The sequence below is a fragment of the Rhodoferax sp. genome (genome assembly GCF_028688795.1).
Lineage (GTDB): Bacteria > Pseudomonadota > Gammaproteobacteria > Burkholderiales > Burkholderiaceae_C > Rhodoferax.
Genome location: NZ_JAQTXM010000026.1, coordinates 1 through 21,528, shown reverse-complemented (window position 1 = coordinate 21,528; position 21,528 = coordinate 1). Strand labels below are relative to the sequence as shown.

Genomic DNA, 21,528 nt, shown 5'->3' with positions numbered 1-21,528 from the left:
TAGGGGTTAGTTCAGCAAATACCCTGCCGCATCATCCAGCTCCTGCGCATCAATGGCCGCGTCAAACGCGGCGCGGCTGGCCAGGGCTTCTGAGGTGTAGGGAATAAGTGGTTTGTCCAGCGGGCGCAGTTTGTGGCGACGCAGGCCGCGCAACTGCTGTGAGCGCTCCATGGTCTGCAACACGCGCTCGGGCTCCATCATCAGGCTGAAGGGGTTAGAGAATTCGGTGATGGTTGACATGGTGGGCTCCTCGGTAAATCAATGCAGGCGACGATGCACGTCGCCTTGAGATGAACTGTAACCCTGTCACTTTGAAACTGAAGTCGGCGTTTGGCTGCACCGCGTGTCAGGTTTTTTCCGACACGGTGTCGTCATTGCGAACGCAGCAACGACACCTCACAGTCTCACACCAGCCGCACCCTCACGCTTTTGCCTTTGATCTTGCCGGCGTTGAGCTTTTGCATGGCTTGCTGTGCAATGTCGCGGTTTACTGCCACGAAGGTAGTGAATTCGGTCACGTTGATCTTGCCGATTTGCTCTCGGCTGTAGCCTGCGTCAGCCGTCAATGCGCCCAGCACGTCACCGGGGCGGATTTTTTCCTTGCGGCCGCCCAGAATTTGCAGCGTGACCATGGGGGGCAGCAGAGGGCCGGCGCCAGTGGGGGTGAGTTCTTCCAGCTTGTGCCAGACCGATGCCGACTTTTGGTACTGCTCAATCTTGCCCACCGCGCCCATCTCGTACATGGCGGCCAGGCTTAAAGCCAGGCCAGACTCACCCGCGCGCCCGGTGCGGCCGACGCGGTGCACATGCACCTCGGGGTCGGGGGTGATGTCTACATTGATCACCGCATTGAGCTCCTTGATGTCGATGCCGCGCGAGGCGACGTCGGTGGCCACCAGAATGGAGGTGCTGCGGTTGGCAAACTGCGCCAGCACTTGGTCGCGCTCACGCTGCTCCAGTTCACCGTAAAGCGCCAGCGCGTTGAACCCCTGGGCTTGCAGGTAAATCACCAGGTCTTTGCATTGCTGTTTGGTGTTGCAAAACGCCAGCGTGCTCTCTGGCCTGAAGTGGTTGAGCAGTTTGGCCACCACCTCAAACCGGGTTGGGCGGGTCACTTCATAAAAGCGCTGCTCGATCAAGCTTGTGCCAGCCGTGTCGGCCACCGTGATTTGAACCGGGTCGCGCATGAACTGTTTGGCGAGTTTTTCAATGCCTTCGGGGTAGGTGGCGGAGAACAGCAGGGTTTGGCGCTCCGGTGGGCATTGCTTGGTGACGGTGGCTATGTCTTCGAAAAAGCCCATGTCGAGCATGCGGTCAGCTTCGTCCAGCACCAAAGTGTTGAGGGCTTCCAGCACCAAGTAGCCGCGGGCCAGGTGGTCCATGACACGCCCGGGCGTGCCAACCACAATGTGTGCGCCGTTTTCAAGGCTGGCCCGCTGGCCACGCAAGGCCACGCCGCCGCACAGGGTGACGACCTTGATGTTGTCTTGCGCGCGTGCCAAACGGCGGATTTCCACCGTGACCTGGTCGGCCAGCTCGCGTGTGGGGCATAGCACCAGGGCTTGCACGGCAAAACGGCGCGGGTTCAGCCGCTCCAGCAGCGCCAAGCCAAAGGCGGCGGTCTTGCCACTGCCGGTTTGAGCCTGGGCGATCAGGTCTTTGCCCGCCAGCGCCGTGGGCAGGCTGGCCGCCTGGATGGGGGTCATGCTGAGGTAGCCGAGCTGCTGCAAGTTGTCCAGCGTGGCGGGGTTGAGCGGCAGGGTATTGAAGGCGAAATTTTCAGTGTGTGTCATGGCTCGATTATCGGTATGACTGCCGGGCGATTGGCACGCCTGCTAGCAGGTGGTCCTTGATTACCCCATGTCCCGGCACTTTTGGCGGACAGCAAGAGACAAGTGCTTCACGCGCATGTCACAAAGCACCTCTAAGCTCCTGCAAACCAGACGCATCTGACGCGATCCTTTCCAAAAAGGGCTTGCTGGTTTTCTTGAGGCGCAGAGCAACAGCCTGCACCGCACAACCCATTCACCCGGAAATTTTCCAATGAAGCTCAATTCTATTTATCGCAAGCTTGCAACGCTCATTTTGGGCATCAGTTCGCTCAACGCCTCTGCTGCGCTGGTCTTGGCTGGCTCCGGCAACACGGTCGATTTTTATTATGACGATGCGTTCTGGAGCAACGTGACGGCCAATGTAGCGAATGACCGGATCACTTTTGCGTTTCAGTCTTCACTGCAAGCTGGGGCGACGGACGGCAACGTTGCCTATCAAGAATCCCCCCCTTCGTCAGGTGGCGCGGCAGTTGTGGTCGTCGCCAAGAGCGGCTTCAGTTTTGCGGGGATGCCACTGGGTCTGGTTGCGGGCGTGGCGGGCAGTTATGCATTGGCAACATCCGGCGGCACGGCTAGCGCATACAGCGGTGCCAGCGTTTTCGAAGGCAGTTTTGCTGGCGGCGTGTTTTCTGCGACGCATCTTGATCCTCTGGTTGAAGTGTTGGCCGATGCGGCCGCCGTGTCGGATGATGCTTCGCCCTTCAGCGGCGCATTTGGGGTTGACGCCATCGCACCAGCAGGCAGCGACCTGACCGGGCCTGCGCTGGGTCTCCTTGATGTGTTCTACGGCGTGTTCGCAAGCCAGGATGGCACGGGCGATTCCTCTGTTGCGCTTGACAGCGTGAGCTACGCGATCTCGGCCAGCGCCATGTCTACGGTGCCCGAGCCTGGCAGCCTAGCCCTGTTGTTCACTGCCTTGGGTCTGGCAACTTGGGTTGGCCGTGGTCAAAAGGGCCGTATCGGTCGCTCTGGCACAGCCGCTTGACCGCCAGTCACCTACTTTGTCCCTGTTCACCCCAATTCCACCCCTCAAAGGACACCACCATGGCCGGCCCAACCTCAGTTCGCATTTCAACTTTTCGCTCAACTGTTGCCGAAAACAGCAGCACTTCCGTCAAAACCCCCTATGCGCAGATCAGCTTGCTGGGCCCAGTGGGGGCCAACAACACCCTGACGCTGCTGGGTGACGATGCCGATTTGTTTCAAATAACAAAAGTTTCAAGCCGCATTTACACCTTGTCACTCAAGTCCGGGCTGAGCCTTGACTTTGAGACCAACCCCTTGCTGAATGTGACGGTTGCCGCGCGTGATGCGCTGGCACCTGCATCGGCCAATGTGTTTGCCAGCTTTGCCGTTCAGGTGACCGATGTCTTCGAGCCAGTGGCCAACCCCGCACCGGTGCAAGTCTTTACCCCGAACGCCGCCAGCACCCAAGGGGCCGCCGACGCATCCACTGCCGTGGTGCTGGATGGCCAGTTCATGCTGGTCGGCGACGACGAGGGCAACGCCTGGCGTGTGTACAACCGTGAGGGTGGCGAAGCGCTCAAAGAGATCGACTTTGCCGCCTACCTGGGCATCAATGGCGCAGAACTTGACCTGGAGTCCTCCACACGCATCGGCGACACCCTGTTTTTCATGGGTTCGCATGGCAACAACAAGAGTGGCGTGGACCAAGCCAATCGGGAATGGCTGGCATCTGCCAAGGTGGCTGGCACGGGTGCCAACACCACGCTGACGTTTAACGGCAAATTCAGCGGGCTTGAAGCGGCGCTGGTGGCGTGGGACCAGTCCAACGCGCACGGTCTTGGTGCGAATCACTTTGGCTTTGCAGCAGCAACAGCCGCAGGCACACCCGAGTCCAACAGCGGTTTTGGCGTGGAGGGCATGACCAGCTCTGCCAATGGCAGTGCGCTGTGGATTGCCTTCAGGGCGCCGGTCACTGGCTCGGCAGCACTCAATACAGCACTCATCGTGCAACTGACCAACCCGCTCTCTGTGCTTGACGGCAGCGCGTTACCCGTCTTTGGACCCGCCATTGAGCTTGATCTGGGTGGCCGGTCCATTCGCAGTATCGACAAAAATGCGTCGGGTCAGTATCTGGTGTTGGCTGGCCCCGCTGGCGCGGCTACGGCGGATGTGGCAGACGATTTTCAGCTCTATGTCTGGGACGGCAGTATGGATGCCAACGGCGTGGCCACGCACCTGGTGAAGCAAGCCGTGGCACTGGATACGTTGTTGGCTGACGGGGCTTCTTTTGAGGCCATTGTCGACGTGCCCGCTGACTTGTCGGCCGGCGCAAAAATACATTTGTTGCAGGACGACGGTGCTGTGGTGCTGGCAGGACAAACTCAGGAAACCAAGGATTTGCCTGTAAACGAGCAATCGTTCACAGGTAATCTGGTGACTTTGGGTGGCGCAGCCACTGCCGATGTGGCCAGCCCGGTGCTGGTGCGCGCCTTGCCGGGTGACAACGCAACAGCGGTCTCTGCCGATGCCGATATTGACCTGACGTTCAATGAGCCAGTGCGTGCCGGCAGTGGCACTCTGGTGCTGAAGTCGGGGGGCAACATCGTGGCCACTTTTGCGGCCAACGACCCGGCCCTTCGCTTTGAATACAACCATGTCATTCTGGAGGCATCCGCCCTGCTGCAGCCCGGCCAAAGCTACACGCTCGAAATTGGCAGCGGCGCCATTGTGGATGCGGCGGGCAACGGCTTTGCAGGTTTGACGGGCACCACATCGCTGGACTTTGCAACCGAAGCACCGGCCGTGGTGGGAACCGTGCTGGCGGCTGGCGAGCTGGTGTTTCTGGCCGTCAATGCCGACACAACGGATGCCTTTGCCTTTGCCATTTTGAAAGACATCGTGGCAGGAACGCAAGTCGGCTTTACCGACCGCGACCACACTGCCAGCGGTTTTCCGGTCTCGGGCGAGTCGGCCTATGTGTGGACTGCCAGCACCAACCTGGCGGCCGGCACGGTGGTGACGATTCAGCCTGACCAGTCCAGCGGTAACAACCCGATTGCCAGCGTGGGATCGACCCAAGGCAAGGCCGGTGGTCTGTCGGCTTCGGCCGAGACCATCTTCGCCTTTCAGGGCAGCATTGCCGGCTTAGGCAACGGTGCTGCAGGTGCGGTGACGGTAGACCATTTTGTGGCCAGCATCAACGTGGGTGGTGCAGCAGCGGGGGTCATCCCGGACAGCATCGCCGCGTTTGCGCAGTCCTTTTTGCCTGCCCCCAACGACAACGTGGTGTACAACGGCTCGCTCAATTACAGCGACATGGCGGCCTTTGCCGCAGCAGCACGCAACAGCGCCAACTACAACCTCAGCGACACGGTGGCAACGCCCATCGTCAACAACGCCCTTCAGTTCCCGCAAGTCACCAAAATCAGTGCCATCCAGGGTGATGGCGCAGCTTCTGCCATGTTGGGCCAGGTGGTGACGATTGAAGCCCGCGTGACCGCCTGGTTACCTGCGTCCAAACTGTTCTTTGTGCAAGAAGAGTTGACCGACCAAGACGGTAATACCCAAACCTCCGAAGGCATTGCGGTTTTTTACGGCACCAACCCGTCGCCCGTCAACGCCGACAGCGTCGGCGATCTGGTGCGCTTTGGCAGCACCGTGACCGAATACTATGAATTGACCGAACTGGCCAATGTGAGCAACTTCATCGTGATTCGGGACGGCAATGCTGCCAGCCTGGACGCGCCGACACAGGTCACGTTGCCGCTGGCAAACAGCGCTGCGTTGGAGCAGTTTGAAGGCATGCTGGTCGAAGTGTCTGCTGCCAGCGGTGGTGACATGTACGTGAGCGACACCTACACCTTTGCACGTTATGGCGAGCTGACGTTCTACGCCGATGCGGTGCCCGAGCAATACACGCAGGCCAATCTGCCCAGCGTGGCTGGCAATGCCGCCTACACCGACTTTTTGGCACGCAACAGCATTCAGCTTGACGATGGCAGCAGCTTGCAAAATCCCGGCCTGGCAGCGCTAGCTTCTGGCACTATGATCGAGCGCGCTAATGCTCCGCTGGGAGCGGACAACTTTGTGCGGGTTGGCGATAGCACCGACACAGTGACAGGAGTGCTCAGCTATGGCTTTGGTTCCTACGAATTGCTGCCGGTGAGCGCGGTGGCGCTGACTGCGGCTGAACGCCCCCTGAGCCCGGACAGCGCCGCCATCAACGCCAGCGCAACCGCTGACATCAAGGTCGCCAGCTTCAATGTGTTGAACTACTTCAATGATTTTGCGGTTTCGGGCACCACCACAGACAATTTCACCAACCCCTACGGCATCAGCTTAGAGCCACGCGGCGCCAACAACTTGGTGGAGTTTGCGCGTCAGCAAGCCAAAATTGTCGAGGCCATCATCGGCACGGGCGCGGACGTATTGGCCCTCAACGAGTTGGAAAACAATGGTTTTGCCAATGGCATCAGCGCCATTGACAACCTGATCGATGCACTCAACGCTGCGGTAGGAAGTGATCGCTATGACTATATAAGCGCGCCTTACGATGACGGCGATGGTATTGATGAACCGACCGCCGGGTCAGATGCGATCATGGTCGCCATCATCTACAACAAAACCACCGTCAAGCCGCTGGGGCAGGCGGCCACGCCCGATGTCGACGTCTACACGGCATTTGCCGACAGCAGCCGTCCGGCGGTGGCACAGACCTTCAGCTACATCGACGACAGCAGCAAACAGTTCACCCTGGTGGCCAACCACTTCAAGTCCAAGGGCAGTGTGTCCACCAATTTCTCGGGGGATGCAGACATTGGCGATGGCCAGGGCAACAACAACCCAACCCGGCTGGAAGCAGCGGCAGACCTGGCCAGCTGGATTGCCACCAACCCCACCGGCGCCACCGATGGCGACTACCTGCTGGTGGGCGACTTCAACAGCTATGCCAAGGAAGACCCGATCCGGTACCTGACCGATGCGAGCTTTGATGAAACCCAAGTGGTGGGCGGGTATGACATGTCTGCCACGGCTGAAGCGCTCAATGGCAGCTACACCTACCTTGGCAGCGCTGCGGACTACAGCTACGTGTTTGACGGTTTGCGCGGCTCGCTTGACCACGCACTGGCCAGCGCGGGCTTGAGCACCGAAGTCACCGGCATCGACCACTGGCACATCAACGCCGACGAGCAGATTGCGCTGGACTACAACACCGAATTCAATCCGGCCGAGTTGTACGCCGCCGATGCCTACCGCGCGTCAGACCATGACCCGGTGGTGATTGGCCTTACCCTGCACAGCGAAGCGGGTAGCCCCGCTGAGTTGCCACCCACGCCGGCTGACACGGTTGCGCCACAATTGCTCAGCAGCACGCCGCAAGACAATGCCATCAATCTGTCGGTGGGTAGCGATGTGGTGCTGACTTTTGATGAGGCTGTCATGGCGGGCTCCGGCACCATCACGTTCAAGGCGCTGGATGGTGCTGCTGATGTCGTGATTAATGTCAATGGCGCGCAGGCGGTCTTCAATGGTGCCACGTTGACCTTGAACCCGCTGGCTGACTTGCAGCCCGGCAAGCACTATGCACTGCAATTTGGCGCTGGCGTGGTCACCGACCTGGCAGGCAACAACTTTGCCGGTGTCGCGGGTGACGGTGCCTTGGACTTCACCACGGCCGCGGCGCCTGTGGCATCGGCGGTGTACATCAGTGAAATCCACTATGACAACAACAGCACCGATGCCAACGAGCGCATCGCCATCAGCGGCGTGGCGGGCACGGATCTGACGGGTTGGTCGTTGGTGCTTTACAACGGCAGCGGCGGTGCTGCGTACAACACCAAGCTGCTTGCTGGCACCGTCATTGACGACGAGGGTAATGGCTTTGGTGAAGTTGCCTTTACTTACCCGAGCAATGGCATTCAGAACGGCTCACCCGACGGCATTGCACTGGTCAATGGGACCACGGTGGTGCAATTCTTGAGCTACGAGGGCGTGATGACGGCTGTGGGCGGCGCTGCCAATGGCTTAACCAGCACGGACATTGGCGCGACAGAGGGTGGAACTGGCTCGGCTGATGGCTCCATCCAGCTGATTGGTACCACTTGGGTGACAAATGAGACAGCGAACACCTTTGGCTTGCTGAACTGATCGCCGAGAATATGGGTAAATAGCTCTCTTCTTTTAGTCTTTCTGGGCTCTAGCCCTTTACAAATAATCGCCAATAGCTATTAATAATGTAGCTTTTGGCGCTTTCTTTTTGTGTGATTGGCAAAACTACTTGCATCGAAATCGGCTTCTACAATGGTTTTTTACCACTTGAATACCCTATGCCGACACTTCATATTTCCAGCCAATTTGACGCCGGCGCCATCGAGGTCGTGAGCCTGGACGACCCGCAAGACATTCAGCTACGCATTCCCCAAGACAACGCCAGCGAATTTGCCCAGTGGTTTTACTTTTGCCTGAATGGTGCCGCCGGCCTGCCGATACGGCTGAACTTTTTGAACGCCGGGCAAAGCGCCTACCCCAAGGGCTGGGACGGCTACCGGGTGGTGTGCAGTTATGACCACCAGAACTGGTTCCGGCTGGACACGAATTTTGATGGCCAGGTGATGCGCACCGCCTTCACCCCGGCCAGCAACCACGTCTACCTGGCCTACTTTGAGCCGTATTCCCACGAGCGACATCTGGATCTGGTGGGCTCGGCCGCCAACTCGGCGCATGTGACGTCAGAGCACCTGGGCAGCACGCTCGACGGCCGCGACATGACCCTGCTACGCGTCACCGATGTCACTTCCGCCACGCCACTGGCGCAGAAAAAGAAGGTTTGGCTGATTGCGCGCCAGCATCCTGGCGAAAGCATGGCCGAGTGGTTTGCCGAAGGGTTTCTGGAGCGTCTGCTGGATGACGCGGACCCAGTGGCACGTGTGCTGCTGGAAAAATGTGTGTTTTACGTGGTGCCCAACATGAACCCGGACGGTGCCGTGCGCGGCAACTTGCGCACCAACGCAGCCGGTGCCAACCTGAACCGCGAGTGGGCCGCTCCTAGCCTGGAAAAATCACCTCAGGTGTATTGGGTGCGCCAGAAGATGCTCGACGTGGGCGTCGATCTGAACCTGGACGCCCATGGCGACGAAGGTCTGCCCTACAACTTTGTGGTGGGCACCGAAGACACGCCCGGCTACAACCCGCGCATCGCCGCGCTGGAAGATACATTCAAGGCCAGCTGGCTGGCGACTTGCCCCGATTTCCAAACCACCCACGGTTACCCGCGCGGCAAACACGGCGAGGCCAACCTGACGCTGGCCACCAACTGGATCGGCCAGCAATTTGGCTGCCTGGCCTTCACCATTGAGATGCCGTTCAAGGACAACGCCGATTTGCCTGATGCGCAGGTGGGCTGGAACGGTGAACGCGCCAAGCGCCTGGGCGCCAGCGTGCTGCAGCCGGTGCTGGCCGTGGTGGACCAATTGCGCGCTTAAATGCGCAGCCCATTTACGCTACTTTTTACATAGCTACTTGCGCTTTAAATTCGGGGGCTACAGGCTGATTTCATCAAAATTTAAGCAAAATAGGCTGCCACAAAATCTTCAAACGGCCCCTCGGGCGCCGCATCCACCTGCTGCTGCGCGGCCAGCGATGCCTGCACGCTGGTTTTGAACTTGTCCTGCAGTTCGGCGTCAAGCCCAACCGCCTGCAAATTTTGCGTGTGGGTTTTGGACATCTCAAACGCAAAGTTGAAATAACTGCCCTGCTTTTTGACGGCCTCCAGCACTTGGGCCGACGGTGTGGCCTCAGGCTGGTCAATGCGGCTGCGCAGGTCTTGCAGCGCGCCCTGGTAGCGCCGGCCACCGTAAGCGGTATCAAGCATGTCGGCAAACGGCGCCATGTCGTCAAACAACTCGTGTGCCAGCCCGCGCATGGGCTGCTCGCGGTTGTGCACCAGCAGCTGCAAGTCGGGCTGGCGGCCACGGGTGACCACGCGGTGTTTGTTCTCGTCGTTTTCGCTTTGCTCGCGACAGGTGATGGGCGGGCTGCTGCGAAACAGGCACATCAGCAACAGCACATCAGCAAACAGGCTTTGCTCGGGCGCAATGCCGATGTCAATGAACGGGTTCAGGTCAAACAGCCGCATCTCGACATACTGAACACCCAGGGTGCGCAGCGCCTTGGCCGGGCGCATGCCGTCTGGGGCCACGCGTTTCGGGCGCATGGGGGCGTAAAACTCGGCCTCTAATTGCAGCACGCTGTCGCTCAGTTGCTTCCAGTGGCTACCGTCGCGCACACCCAATTCGGCGTAATACGGGTCAGGGGTGCGAATGGCGGCCTCCAGCCCCTGGGTGTACTCGGCCAGCGAGTTGAAGCTGATGTTGAGCTTGTCTTGCGCGTGATTTTGGTAACCCAAGTCGCTCATGCGCAGGCTGGTGGCGTAGGGGCCGTGTAGCGTGCCGGGGGCCAGCTCGGTCAAGTCGGAAGGATGCCCCTGCAGGAACGATTGGCACAGCGCGGGTGAGGCGCCAAACAGGTAGGGAATAAGCCAGCCGTAGCGCAAAAAGTTGCGAATCAGGCCAAAGTAGCGCTCATTGATGAACGCTTGCAGGTCTGGCCCACCCCCGCAACAGTCGCGCAGGCTCAGCCAAAAGTCTTCGGGCAACGACCAGTTGTAGTGGGCGCCGGCAATGGTCTGCATGGCGCGGCCATAACGCAGGCCCAGGCCTTCGCGGTAGACCATCTTGAAGCGCGCCGCGTTGGACGTGCCGTAATTGGCAATGGCAATGTCGGCATCGGTGCCAATTCTGCAGGGCATGGAGCCCGCCCACAGGTATTCGCCGCCCAGCTGCTGGGCGCTGAAACGGTGAATGTCTTTCAAAAAGTCGATCGGAAAACCGGGCTCGGCAGACGGTGGCGTGATGAATTCGAGCAGCGCCTCGGCATAGTCGGTGGTGATCCAGGGGTGCGTCAGCTTGGAACCCAGCGCCAAAGGGTGCGGGGTGACAGCCAGTTGGCCTGAGCGGTCCACCCGCAGGCACTCGCGCTCAAAACCGCGCACGATGCCTAGCAACAGCTGGGCTTGAGCCGGCTCCAAAAACTGACGCACTTCGTTGCAACAGGTGAATTTCAGCATGTCTATAGGCTTGTCTTATTTCAGGGGTTGCCAGTATGGCAGTTTTGAAAGACGCAACGCCACCGCAATGTCATCAGCGCGTGGAACAATCACCGCATGCCTTACCTACCCACTTTCATTGCGCCCATGCGTTTCACCGACCCCGCCGCTGCACTGGCCCAGGCCCGCCTGATTTACGACAACAGCATTGCCCACCTGCGCCAAGCCATGCAGCGCTACGTGGCTGGCGACGAGCTACCGGGCCATGTGCGCGCCTGCTACCCGTTTGTGCGGGTGCAAACCGACACCGTGAGGCGCCAAGCATCGAGCGAATCCGCGCGCCTGAGCTACGGCTTTGTGGCCGGCCCAGGCCGCTTTGAGACCACCCTGACCCGCCCCGACCTATACGCCAAGTATTACCTGGAGCAATTCACCCTGCTGCTGGACAACCACGGTGTTGAGCTTGAAGTAGGCACCAGCAACCAGCCCATTCCCGTGCATTTCTCGTTTGCCGACAACGAACACGTGGAAGGCACGCTAAGCCAACAGCGCCAGCAGTTGATGCGCGACGTGTTTGACCTGCCCGACCTCGCCGCCATGGACGACGGCATTGCCAATGGCACCCATGTGCCCCGTGCTGGAGAGCCGCAGCCCTTGTCGCTGTTCACCGCGCCGCGGGTCGACTACTCGCTGCAGCGGCTGCGCCATTACACCGGCACCGCGCCCGAGCATTTTCAGAACTTTGTGCTGTTCACCAATTACCAGTTTTACATTGACGAATTCATCGCACTGGGCCACGCCACCATGACAGACGCGGCCAGCGACTATGCGGCCTTTGTGGAGCCCGGCAATGTGATCACCCTCAAATTGGGGTCGGATACCGATGTCAGCATGAAATTGCGCGCCGACCCCAATTTCCCCGGCAAAGCGCCCCCACGCCTGCCACAAATGCCCGCCTACCACCTGGTGCGCCCGGATGGCAGTGGCATCACCATGGTCAACATTGGCGTGGGCCCGGCCAACGCCAAGACCATCACCGACCACATTGCCGTGCTGCGCCCACACGCCTGGATCATGCTGGGCCACTGCGCCGGCCTGCGCACCACCCAGCAGCTGGGCGACTATGTGCTGGCCCACGCCTACGTGCGTGAAGACCACGTGCTTGACGAAGAGCTGCCGCTGTGGGTGCCGATACCCGCGCTGGCTGAAATTCAGGTGGCGCTTGAATCGGCCGTGTCCGAGGTCACCCAACTCAAGGGCTTGGAACTCAAACGCATCATGCGCACCGGCACCGTGGCCAGCACCGACAACCGCAACTGGGAGCTGCTGCCCGACAACGGCCCGCAGCGCCGCTTCAGCCAGAGCCGCGCCGTTGCGCTGGACATGGAAAGCGCCACCATTGCCGCCAATGGTTTCCGCTTTAGGGTGCCTTACGGCACTCTTTTGTGCGTGAGCGACAAACCGCTGCACGGCGAAATCAAGCTGCCCGGCATGGCCAACCACTTTTACCGCGAGCGGGTTGATCAGCATTTGCGCATTGGCATCCGCGCACTGGAGTTGCTGCGCGCGCAGGGCGTAGACCAACTGCACAGCCGCAAGCTGCGCAGCTTTGCCGAGGTGGCTTTTCAGTAAATCTGACTGTATTTTCGCAACCCAATAGGGCGAGGACGCTACCCGATTCAACCCAAGGGTTTGCCCGCTTTGGGCCTTGGCATTTCAAATTACACTCGCCTGACTCGTTGAAAATGCAGCTCAAGCTGTTACAAAATCAGGGCAGATCCATGAAATATTCGAATCCTCACTTAGGAGGTGGCATAGCGCTATGTTGACGCAGTGGCGTTTTGGCAAGTTCGCCGCCGCGGTGGTGACCCTTATTTTGATCAGCATGACGTTTGTGCTTTGGAGCAACAAAGCGCAGGAGAGCAGCGACACGCGTGACAAAAAATTCAGCCAGGTGGCCGACTATGTGGCCGACCGACTGCAGCACCGGGCCAACCATTTTGAACTCGTGCTGCGCGGCGTCAAAGGGTTTCTGGAAGGCTCGGAGCAAATCACTCGCGCCGAGTACAAAGCCTACTTTGACTCGCTCAGGCTAGACACCATGCTGCCGGGTCTGCAAGCGGTGTCGGTGTCGGCCCATGTGGCCCAAGCTGATTTGACAAACCATCTGGCAACGCAGCAACTGCAGTACCCCAACTACCAGATCAAACCTGCCGTAACCCAGGCGCTGCACGCGCCCATTGTGCTGATTGCTCCCTACACCGGCGTGAATGTGAACGCCATCGGCTTTGACACCGCCACCAACCCACTGATCAAGCCGGTGCTGGAGCGCGCGCGTGACTCTGGCGAAGTGGCCTTGACGGGCCGCCTGGGGCTGGTGCAAGACACCGGGCAAAACCGGCCCGCGTCCGTCATGTATGTGCCGACCTACCGCCAAGGCGTGCCCCTTGCCACAGCCAGCGAACGGCAGGCGGCCCTCTCAGGCTGGGTGGGCGCTGTCTTTCGCATCGATGATCTGGTCACCAGCTTGCGGCTTGATCCCCAACTGGGCGTGCGCTTTGACATCTATGACGGGCCAGTTGCGCTGCCAACCGCGCGCATGTATGGCCAACAGACTGAGGTGGCACTGACGGCCACCGCTTTAAGCGCCACCCGAACGCTTGAGATTGGTGGCAAGCAATGGCAGCTGACGTTTCACAGCCTGCCCGCCTTTGACGCGCAATACTCCGCAAAATGGGCTTATGGGCCAATGGCCGCGCTGGGGGTGGCCTTCAGCCTGCTAGTGGGCTGGCTGATCGCCTTGCTTTCGTCCCGACAAGAACGTGCAGTTAGCCTGGCGCGCGACATGACGCAAGAACTTCGCACCATGCACGCCGACATGGAAGCCACGCTCAACGCCATGCCCGACGTGCTGTTTGAACTAGGGCTGGACGGGCGCTACCACCGCTACCGCACCACGCAAATGAGTTCTCTGGCTGTGCCGCCCGATTTTTTGCTGGGCCACTTGATTGCCGAGGTGCTGCCCGCACCCGCCACCGCCACGTGTCTGGCGGCCCTGCAAGAAGCCCATGCCACCGGGCTGTCGCTGGGCAAACAAATTGAAATTCCGATTGGCGGCACGCCCACATGGTTTGAGGTGTCGGTGGCGCGCAAGCAGGTTGATGCCGGGGCTGAACCACGCTTTGTCATGATCTCGCGCGACATCACCGAGCGCAAGCGGCTTGAAGCGCAGTTGCGGCTCAGCGCCCAGGTGTTTGATTCAAGCCACGACGGCATTGTGATCACCGACCAGAACAACCGCGTGCTGTCGGTCAACCGCAGCTTTACTGACATCACCGGCTACAGCCTGGACGATGTGCTTGGACGCGGTCCCCACTTGCTCGCAGCCGATGAACCTGACGGTCACTTTGATGCCACCATGCAGACCAGTCTCCAGACCACTGGCTATTGGCAGGGCGAGGTCACCAACCGGCGCAAAAATGGCGATATCTACCCGCAATGGTTGTCCATCAGTGTCGTCAGGGACAGCAGCGCAGCCATCACCCATTACATCTGCATGCTGTCTGATTTGTCGACCAAGAAGCAGACCCAGGCGCGCATTGACTACCTCTCACACTACGACACCCTGACCCAGCTGCCAAATCACCGAATGCTGCAGGACCTTGCCAAATTGGCACTGGCCAGCGCCCACAGTGAGCAAAGCAGCGCAGCCCTGATGTTCATCGACATCGACCATTTTCAGACCATCAACGACTCCTTGGGCCGCCCGGTGGGCGACAGCATCCTCAAGACCATGGCCTTGCGCCTGAGCGCCCAGCTGCAATCCAATGACTCGGTGTGCCGCCAAGGTGGCGATGAGTTCATGGTGCTGCTGACCCAGACCGATGCCGAAGAAGCCGCCCACGTGGCCACCCGCATGCTGGCGCTGATGCACGAGCCCGTGGTGCTGGGCACCGGACAAGAGCTAAACCTGACGGGCAGCATTGGCATTGCCATGTACCCGGATAACGGCCATGACCTGGACCGCCTGTCGCAATGCGCCGATGCCGCCCTGCTACAGGCCAAGCAGAACGGGCGCAACCAGTTCAAGTTTTTCACAGAACAAATGCACGAGCGCGCACGCGAGATGCTGCTGGTGGAAAACCACCTGCGCCGGGCCATGGCCCGGGGCGAGCTGTTGCTGCATTACCAGCCGCAGGTGGATGCCGTGACCTCGCGCATCATTGGCGCCGAGGCCCTGATTCGCTGGCAGCACCCGGAATGGGGTCTGGTGTCACCGATGCGCTTCATCCCAATTGCCGAGAGCAGCGGACAAATTCTTCAAATTGGCGAATGGGTGCTGCGCGCCGCCACGCAACAAGTGGCCGACTGGCAGGCGGCTGGCCTGCCCGTGGTGCCGGTGGCAGTCAATTTGTCGGCCCTGCAGTTTCGCCAGGCCACGCTGTGCGACACCGTCAGCGAGGCGCTGAGCGCCTCGGGCGTGGCCCCAAACCTGCTTGAGCTGGAGCTGACCGAGAGCATTGCCATGGAAGACTCCGGCTTCACGCTCGACCAGATCAGCCGCCTGCACGCCATGGGCATCACCCTGTCGATTGACGACTTTGGCACCGGCTATTCGTCACTGAGCTACCTCAAGCGCTACCAGATCGACAAGCTCAAGATCGACCAGAGTTTTGTGCGCGACCTCGACAGCGGCACGGACGACGGCTCGCTGGTGCGGGCCATCATTCACATGGCGCACAGCATGGGGTTCAAGACCATTGCCGAAGGGGTCGAGACGCAAGCCCAGTTGGACGCCTTACGCGCCGACGGTTGCGATGAAATTCAAGGCTATTTCTTCAGCCGCCCGGTACCAGCCGAGGCGTTTGCCCAGCTGCTGCTGAGGCCCACGCTGTCAGCAGCAGCCAAGTAGCTGCCCTGGGCGGCTTGCGGCGGGCATGCCGGTAGCCCATCCATTAATTTATGAAAAATAAGGCTCTAGCCCTTATTCAATAAGCGTAAGCAGCTACATATTAAGTAGCATTCAAATCACGCCATACGGGGTTTCACCTTGGAAGCTGCCAGCTTGGCGTTGACACGCGCTTGCTCAATGTCCGCATGCGCCGCCAGCGCCACACCCATGCGGCGTTTGATGAAACTCTCGGGTTTGCCAAACAGGCGAATGTCGGTGCCGGGCACGCGCAGCGCGTCGTCAACGCCGTCAAACACAATGCCCTTGGCCTCTACGCCGCCGTAAATCACGGCGCTGGCGCCGGGGTTGCGCAGGGCGGTGTTGACGGGCAGGCCCAGAATGGCGCGGGCGTGTAACTCGAATTCACTTTGCCACTGGGTCGTCAACGTCACCAAACCGGTGTCGTGCGGGCGCGGGCTCACCTCACTGAACCACACCATGTCACCCTTCACAAACAGCTCCACGCCAAAGAGGCCCAAGCCGCTGGGCTTGCCGTCAAGCTCCATACCGAGGTCGTCGGTGACGGTTTTGGCAATGTGCTGGGCTTGCTGCAGGGCGGTGGCGCTCATCGGGTGCGGTTGCCAGCTTTCGACATAGTCGCCGTTCACTTGCACATGGCCCACAGGTTCGCAAAAGTGGGTGTCGATGCTGCCCTCGGCATTTTTGGCGCGCACCGTGAGCAGCGTGATTTCATAGTCGAAGTCAATGAAACCCTCGACGATGACACGGCCGTGGCTGACGCGCCCACCGGCCATGGCGTGGTCCCAGGCGGCTTGCACGTCTGCCGGGCCATCGATCTTGCTTTGACCTTTGCCGCTGGAGCTCATCACCGGCTTGACGATGCACGGGTAACCAATGCCCTGCCCGCCTGCGCCGTCGCCATCGATGGCGGCCTGCAACTCGACCAGTGAGTCGCAAAACTTGTAAGGGCTGGTCGGCAGGCCCAGGGATTCAGCGGCCAGGCGGCGAATGCCTTCGCGGTCCATGGTCAGGCGCGCCGCGCGGGCTGTGGGAATGACGCGCACCACGCCAGTGGCCTCCAGCACCTCAAGCATGGGGGTGGCAATGGCCTCGATCTCGGGCACCACCAGGTCGGGCTTTTCGTGCTCAATGAGCTCGCGCAGTAGCGCCGGGTCGCTCATGACCACAGTGCGTGCGTGGTGCGCCACCTGGTGGCCGGGCGCGTTTGGGTACCGGTCTACGGCAATGGTTTCCACACCCAGGCGCTGCAATGCAATGATGACTTCTTTACCCAGCTCGCCGCTGCCCAGCAGCATGACTTTGGTGGCGTGGCGAGACAAGGGGGTGCCGATGGTGGTCATAGGTTGGCGCGTGAGAGCGTTCCGTGGTTAAACAAGTGATTCGATTTTATGCAGGGGTGGGGCACTTTTCCTCTTCTTTAAGTGCTTTGCTGAGTGTCAGTTGATGCCGATTCGGTCAATCTTCTGTGTCAGCCTGAGTTCAACCAGCGAATGCAAAGGCCATGCCGCAAAGGTGCTGAAATTTATCAATCCACTCACCATCTGCAGGCTCAATACGCAGTCTGGGCGACAATTCCGCCCATATGAATGAACCCATCCTCTCCGTTCAACACCTGGTCAAGCGCTATGGCGACGCCACGGCGGTCAACGACATGTCTTTCCACATTGCGCCGGGCGAATGCCTGGGCGTGATTGGCCCCAACGGTGCGGGCAAAACCACCACCATTCGCATGTGCCTGGGGCTGACCGTGCCCGATGAAGGGCTGGTGAGTGCCTTTGGTCTGCAAATGCCCCGGGACGCGCTGGCGATCAAGGCGCAGTTAGGTGTGGTGAGCCAGATGGACACGCTCGACCCCGACTTCAGTTGTGCTGAAAACCTGCTGGTTTACGGCCGTTATTTCGGCATGAAAGAGGCACAAATTCGTGAGCGTATTCCGGCGCTGCTGGAATTTGCCTCGCTGACACACAAGGCCAACGCCAAGCCCGGCGAGTTGTCTGGCGGCATGAAGCGGCGCCTGAGCCTGGCGCGCGCCTTGGTCAACAACCCGCGCCTGCTGCTGCTGGACGAACCCACCACCGGGCTTGACCCGCAAGCCCGCCATCTGATGTGGGAGCGCCTGCAACTGCTGCTGGCCGAGGGCAAATCGATTTTGCTCACCACCCACTTCATGGACGAGGCCGAGCGCCTGTGCCACCGGCTCTTGGTGGTAGACCACGGCAAAAAGATTGCCGAAGGCACGCCGCGCGACCTGATTGCCCAGCACCTGGAACCCGACGTGGTTGAGGTGTTTGGCGCTGGCGCCCTGGCGCTGGTGGATTCACCCCTGAAAGCGCTGGCGGCGCGGCTGGAGGTGAGTGGTGAAACCGTGTTTTTCTACACCGCAGACGCCAAACCACTGATGCAGGCCCTGGCCGCTTACCCGCAGCTGCGCACGCTGCACCGCCCAGCCAATCTGGAGGATTTGTTCCTCAAACTCACCGGCCGACAGATTCGGGAAGACGCATGAATACTATTAAAAATGAAGCTACTCACGCAATGACTACAGGGGCTACAAGCCAAAAATGCTTGTCAATCTGGCGCGCGCCAGAACTTTCCATGCGCTGGTGGCCGGTGTTTTTGCGCAACCTGCTGGTCTGGAAAAAACTGGCCATTCCGAGCTTGGTAGGCAACATTGCCGAACCGCTGATGTGGCTGGTGGCCTTTGGCTACGGCATGGGCGCGCTGGTGGGCAAGGTCACGGTGGATGGCGTGCAAGTGCCTTACATCTTGTTTCTGGCCAGTGGTTCGATCTGCATGAGCGCCATGAACGCGGCCAGCTTTGAGGCACTGTATTCGGCGTTTTCACGCATGCATGTGCAAAAAACCTGGGACGGCATCATGAACGCGCCGGTGAACCTGGACGACATCGTGATGGCCGAAATGCTGTGGGCCGCCTTCAAGGCAATTTTTACCGTGACCGCCATTCTGGGTGTGATGCTGGCGCTTGGCATCAGCTACAGCCCCAAGCTGCTGGTGGCCTGGCCGGTGCTGCTGGGCGTGGGCATCACCTTCAGCTGTGTCGCGCTGATTTTTAACGCGCTGGCCAAGGGTTATGACTTTTTCACCTACTACTTCACGCTGTTTCTCACGCCCATGATGTTCCTGAGCGGCATCTTCTTTCCGCTGGACCAGTTGCCACCCGTGGTGCGCGCCATCTCACATTGGTTGCCGCTGACCAATGCCGTGGCGCTGGTGCGCCCACTGTTCATGGACCAGTGGCCGACCGACTGGCTGCGGCCCGTGGCGGTGCTGGCGGTCTACGCCGCTGTGGGTTTTTGGCTGGCGCTGGCGCTGACCCGCAAGCGGTTTCGGGGGTGATTTGGCAAATTAGCCAGTAAACTGTCGATTAAGCCCCTTAATCACCAATTGACTGATGCCAACTCCGGTCGCCACCATCCTTCCCGCGCCAGCACAACTGGCGCTCAAACACCTGGGTCAACGCCTGCGTGCGCACCGGGTGCAGCAGGCCTGGACGCTAGCTGACATGGCCGAGCGCTTGATGTGCTCACCCACCACCCTGCGCGCGCTGGAGGCTGGCAAACCGGGCACCCGTGTCGGCCTCTTGATGCATGCGCTGTGGCTGTTGGGTGAAACCGATTCGCTCGCCGCCGTGGCCCCCGCACCTGCCGCCTTGGCTGCCAACAAGCGCGTGCGCCGCCCGGCCGGACGTGCTGCGCCCGGCGTGATCCTTGAAAGCGAACGTGACTTCTGACGCCGCACCAGCCGAGCGTTTGGCCTACGTTGGCCTAGCCTGGCAGGCCAACCACGATGTGCAGCCGGTTGGCCTGCTGAAGCTGGTGCGCCATGGCGTGATGGAATCCGGGGAATTCGCTTACGGTCGCCGCTTTCTACAAACGCCCAACGCCCAGCCTTTGAACCCCGAGCATTTGCCCTTGCGTGACGCTGTTTTTGTCCTGCCAGAGCGCCGTTTGCGCGACGGTGGCGCCATGCCGCTGAGCTTGCGCGATGCCTTGCCAGATGCCTGGGGCCGCAAGGTGCTGGAGGCGCAACAGGGGCGGGCCGTGTCTGACCTCGATGCGTTGCTGCTCACCAATGACGATCGAATTGGGGCCATGGTGTTTTCTGAAACCTTGCCCATCCAGACCGATGTGCCGCCCGCAGATATATTGCTGCTGCCCGACCTGGCCGAGGCCGCGCGCCATCTTGAAGCCGGTCTGGCGGTGACACCACGCATGCAGCAACTGTTGCGTGGTGGTGCCAGCTTGGGCGGGGCAAGGCCCAAGGCCACTTTTGTGCACGAAGGGCGCCGCTTTATTGCCAAATTCGCCTCCATGGGTGACGAGCACGACATGGAGGTGGTAGAAGCCGCCACGCTCGGCATGGCCAGTGCCTGCGGCATCACGGTGCCGCCGTTTCAGCTGCGCGAACTGGTGGGCGGGCATGCGCTGCTGGTGGCGCGCTTTGACCGCGCCGGCCCGATCAGCGATGAGCAGCGCTGGCATTACCTCTCGGCCTCGGCGCTGCTCAACGTGCCCTACGAATCCAGTGATGGAAGCTATGTGGAACTGGCGCAAACGCTGCGCCGCATCTCGGCCAAGCCAGAGCAAGATGTCACCGAGCTTTTTCGGCGTATGGTGTTCAACCTGGTGGCGGGCAACAGCGACGACCATGTCAAAAACCACGGGGTGCTGCATCAAGGCCAAGGGGTTTGGCTGCTAGCACCAGCCTTTGACCTGGTAGCGCAATTGAACAGCCACACCGGCTACCAGGAGCTGGCCATTCTGCCTGGCCAACGCGCCTCCAGCCTGGCACTGGCGCGTGAAGCGGCACCACATTTCGGGCTGTCAAGCACAAGTGCGGCGCACATCATTCAAAGTATTGGGCAGACCGTAAGCACCCAGGCTCACCTAGCCATCACAAGCTCAGGCGGCAGCCCGGCCCTGGCCAGACGTGTCACGGCTTTTATGGCGCAGCAGGCCGAGCGCATTGCGGCTTGACCGGGGCCGCCAGCCTGGGTGAATGCTCATTCCGTTTACAAATCATTTGTGTCTAGGCGCGAAGCCGCAGACAGTGCAGTTGCACGGCAAGGCGAAGCAACAACGACACGAATGATTTAGAAATGGAATCAGGGCACTTGCCGCGCCGCCTTGATCATGTCTGCAGCCTTCTCGGCCATCATGATCACCGGGGCGTTGGTGTTGCCGCCCACAACACGCGGCATGATGGAGGCGTCCACCACGCGCAAGCCCTGCAGGCCGTGCACGCGCAGCTCGGCGTCCACCACATCCATCTCACCCGGGCCCATGCGGCAGCTGCCCACTGGGTGGTAAATGGTGTCGGCCAGGTTGCGGATGACTTGCTCGATCTCCTCATCCGTTTGCGCCTGGGCGGTGGCGGCCAGCTCACGCCCGCCAAATTGCGCCAGCGCGGGCTGCGCCAGGATGTGGCGGGTCAGCTTGAAGCCACGCACCATGCGGTCCATGTCGTCACGGCTGGCCAAAAAATCAGGGTCGACCAGCGGCAGATCCTGCGGGTCTTTGCTGGCCAGGCGCACGCTGCCATAACTTCTAGGAGTCTGGGCGGCAGAAGGGATTTCCCCGATGCCAAATTGACGGGTTTGAAGTGAAATACAGGCATGAGCACAAGCTACATTGCCTACCACCCCGAACAACAGCAACTCCTGCCATGCGCCC

Annotated in this window: 14 protein-coding genes; 9 read left to right on the top strand and 5 right to left on the bottom strand. The window is 60.3% G+C overall.

What is annotated here, in order from left to right:
• Window positions 1–6: 6 nt before the first annotated feature.
• Together PHQ58_RS17395 and dbpA are read right to left on the bottom strand one after the other, a co-directional pair.
• Window positions 7–240, bottom strand: coding sequence for a hypothetical protein (locus PHQ58_RS17395; protein WP_300113328.1), 234 nt, complete (start codon window positions 238–240; stop codon window positions 7–9).
• Between the two features lie 164 nt (window positions 241–404).
• Complete coding sequence (gene dbpA, locus PHQ58_RS17390) at window positions 405–1,793, bottom strand: ATP-dependent RNA helicase DbpA (RefSeq protein ID WP_300113325.1); 1,389 nt, start codon at window positions 1,791–1,793, stop codon at window positions 405–407.
• A gap of 250 nt (window positions 1,794–2,043) precedes the next feature.
• Here dbpA and PHQ58_RS17385 point away from each other — a divergent pair, with 250 nt between their 5' ends.
• The 3 genes from PHQ58_RS17385 (at window position 2,044) to PHQ58_RS17375 (ending at window position 9,280) form a co-directional block, all read left to right on the top strand.
• A complete protein-coding gene (locus PHQ58_RS17385; RefSeq protein WP_300113322.1) occupies window positions 2,044–2,817 on the top strand; it encodes a PEP-CTERM sorting domain-containing protein in 774 nt (257 codons plus the stop codon).
• Between the two features lie 59 nt (window positions 2,818–2,876).
• Entirely contained in the window at window positions 2,877–7,946 is a 5,070-nt protein-coding gene (locus tag PHQ58_RS17380) for an ExeM/NucH family extracellular endonuclease (RefSeq protein WP_300113320.1), read from the top strand.
• Window positions 7,947–8,125: 179 nt separating this feature from the next.
• Window positions 8,126–9,280 carry a M14-type cytosolic carboxypeptidase gene (locus PHQ58_RS17375; protein ID WP_300113317.1) on the top strand — a complete coding sequence of 385 codons (1,155 nt, stop codon included), beginning with the start codon at window positions 8,126–8,128 and terminating at the stop codon, window positions 9,278–9,280.
• Between the two features lie 80 nt (window positions 9,281–9,360).
• Here the strand turns inward: PHQ58_RS17375 and gshA are convergent, their stop codons facing one another.
• A complete protein-coding gene (gshA, locus tag PHQ58_RS17370) occupies window positions 9,361–10,923 on the bottom strand; it encodes a glutamate--cysteine ligase (protein ID WP_300113314.1) in 1,563 nt (520 codons plus the stop codon).
• A 96-nt stretch (window positions 10,924–11,019) separates the two neighbouring features.
• Between gshA and PHQ58_RS17365 the strand changes: the two genes are divergently transcribed.
• Both PHQ58_RS17365 and PHQ58_RS17360 read left to right on the top strand, forming a co-directional pair.
• Window positions 11,020–12,534: an AMP nucleosidase gene (locus PHQ58_RS17365; RefSeq protein WP_300113310.1), complete on the top strand. Its 1,515-nt coding sequence runs from the start codon at window positions 11,020–11,022 to the stop codon at window positions 12,532–12,534.
• Window positions 12,535–12,724: 190 nt separating this feature from the next.
• On the top strand, window positions 12,725–15,814 hold the full coding sequence (locus tag PHQ58_RS17360) for an EAL domain-containing protein (RefSeq protein ID WP_300113307.1): 3,090 nt from the start codon (window positions 12,725–12,727) through the stop codon (window positions 15,812–15,814).
• 116 nt (window positions 15,815–15,930) lie between these two features.
• Here the strand turns inward: PHQ58_RS17360 and purT are convergent, their stop codons facing one another.
• A complete protein-coding gene (gene purT, locus PHQ58_RS17355) occupies window positions 15,931–17,175 on the bottom strand; it encodes a formate-dependent phosphoribosylglycinamide formyltransferase (protein ID WP_300113304.1) in 1,245 nt (414 codons plus the stop codon).
• 242 nt (window positions 17,176–17,417) lie between these two features.
• On the opposite strand from purT, the gene PHQ58_RS17350 reads away from it, so the two are divergent.
• The 4 genes from PHQ58_RS17350 (at window position 17,418) to PHQ58_RS17335 (ending at window position 20,832) form a co-directional block, all read left to right on the top strand.
• Window positions 17,418–18,341: an ATP-binding cassette domain-containing protein gene (locus PHQ58_RS17350; protein ID WP_300113301.1), complete on the top strand. Its 924-nt coding sequence runs from the start codon at window positions 17,418–17,420 to the stop codon at window positions 18,339–18,341.
• Window positions 18,342–18,430: 89 nt separating this feature from the next.
• The gene (locus PHQ58_RS17345; RefSeq protein ID WP_300113452.1) at window positions 18,431–19,192 is read left to right on the top strand and encodes an ABC transporter permease; all 762 of its coding nucleotides are present in this window, start codon (window positions 18,431–18,433) and stop codon (window positions 19,190–19,192) included.
• Between the two features lie 55 nt (window positions 19,193–19,247).
• A complete protein-coding gene (locus PHQ58_RS17340) occupies window positions 19,248–19,586 on the top strand; it encodes a helix-turn-helix domain-containing protein (RefSeq protein ID WP_300113299.1) in 339 nt (112 codons plus the stop codon).
• A complete protein-coding gene (locus PHQ58_RS17335) occupies window positions 19,576–20,832 on the top strand; it encodes a type II toxin-antitoxin system HipA family toxin (protein ID WP_300113297.1) in 1,257 nt (418 codons plus the stop codon). Before PHQ58_RS17340 ends, PHQ58_RS17335 begins: the two co-directional genes overlap by 11 nt.
• 128 nt (window positions 20,833–20,960) lie before the next feature.
• On the opposite strand, the gene PHQ58_RS17330 is transcribed toward PHQ58_RS17335, so the two are convergent.
• The coding region (locus PHQ58_RS17330) for a GMC oxidoreductase (protein ID WP_300113296.1) at window positions 20,961–21,528 on the bottom strand (568 nt) is incomplete at its 5' end.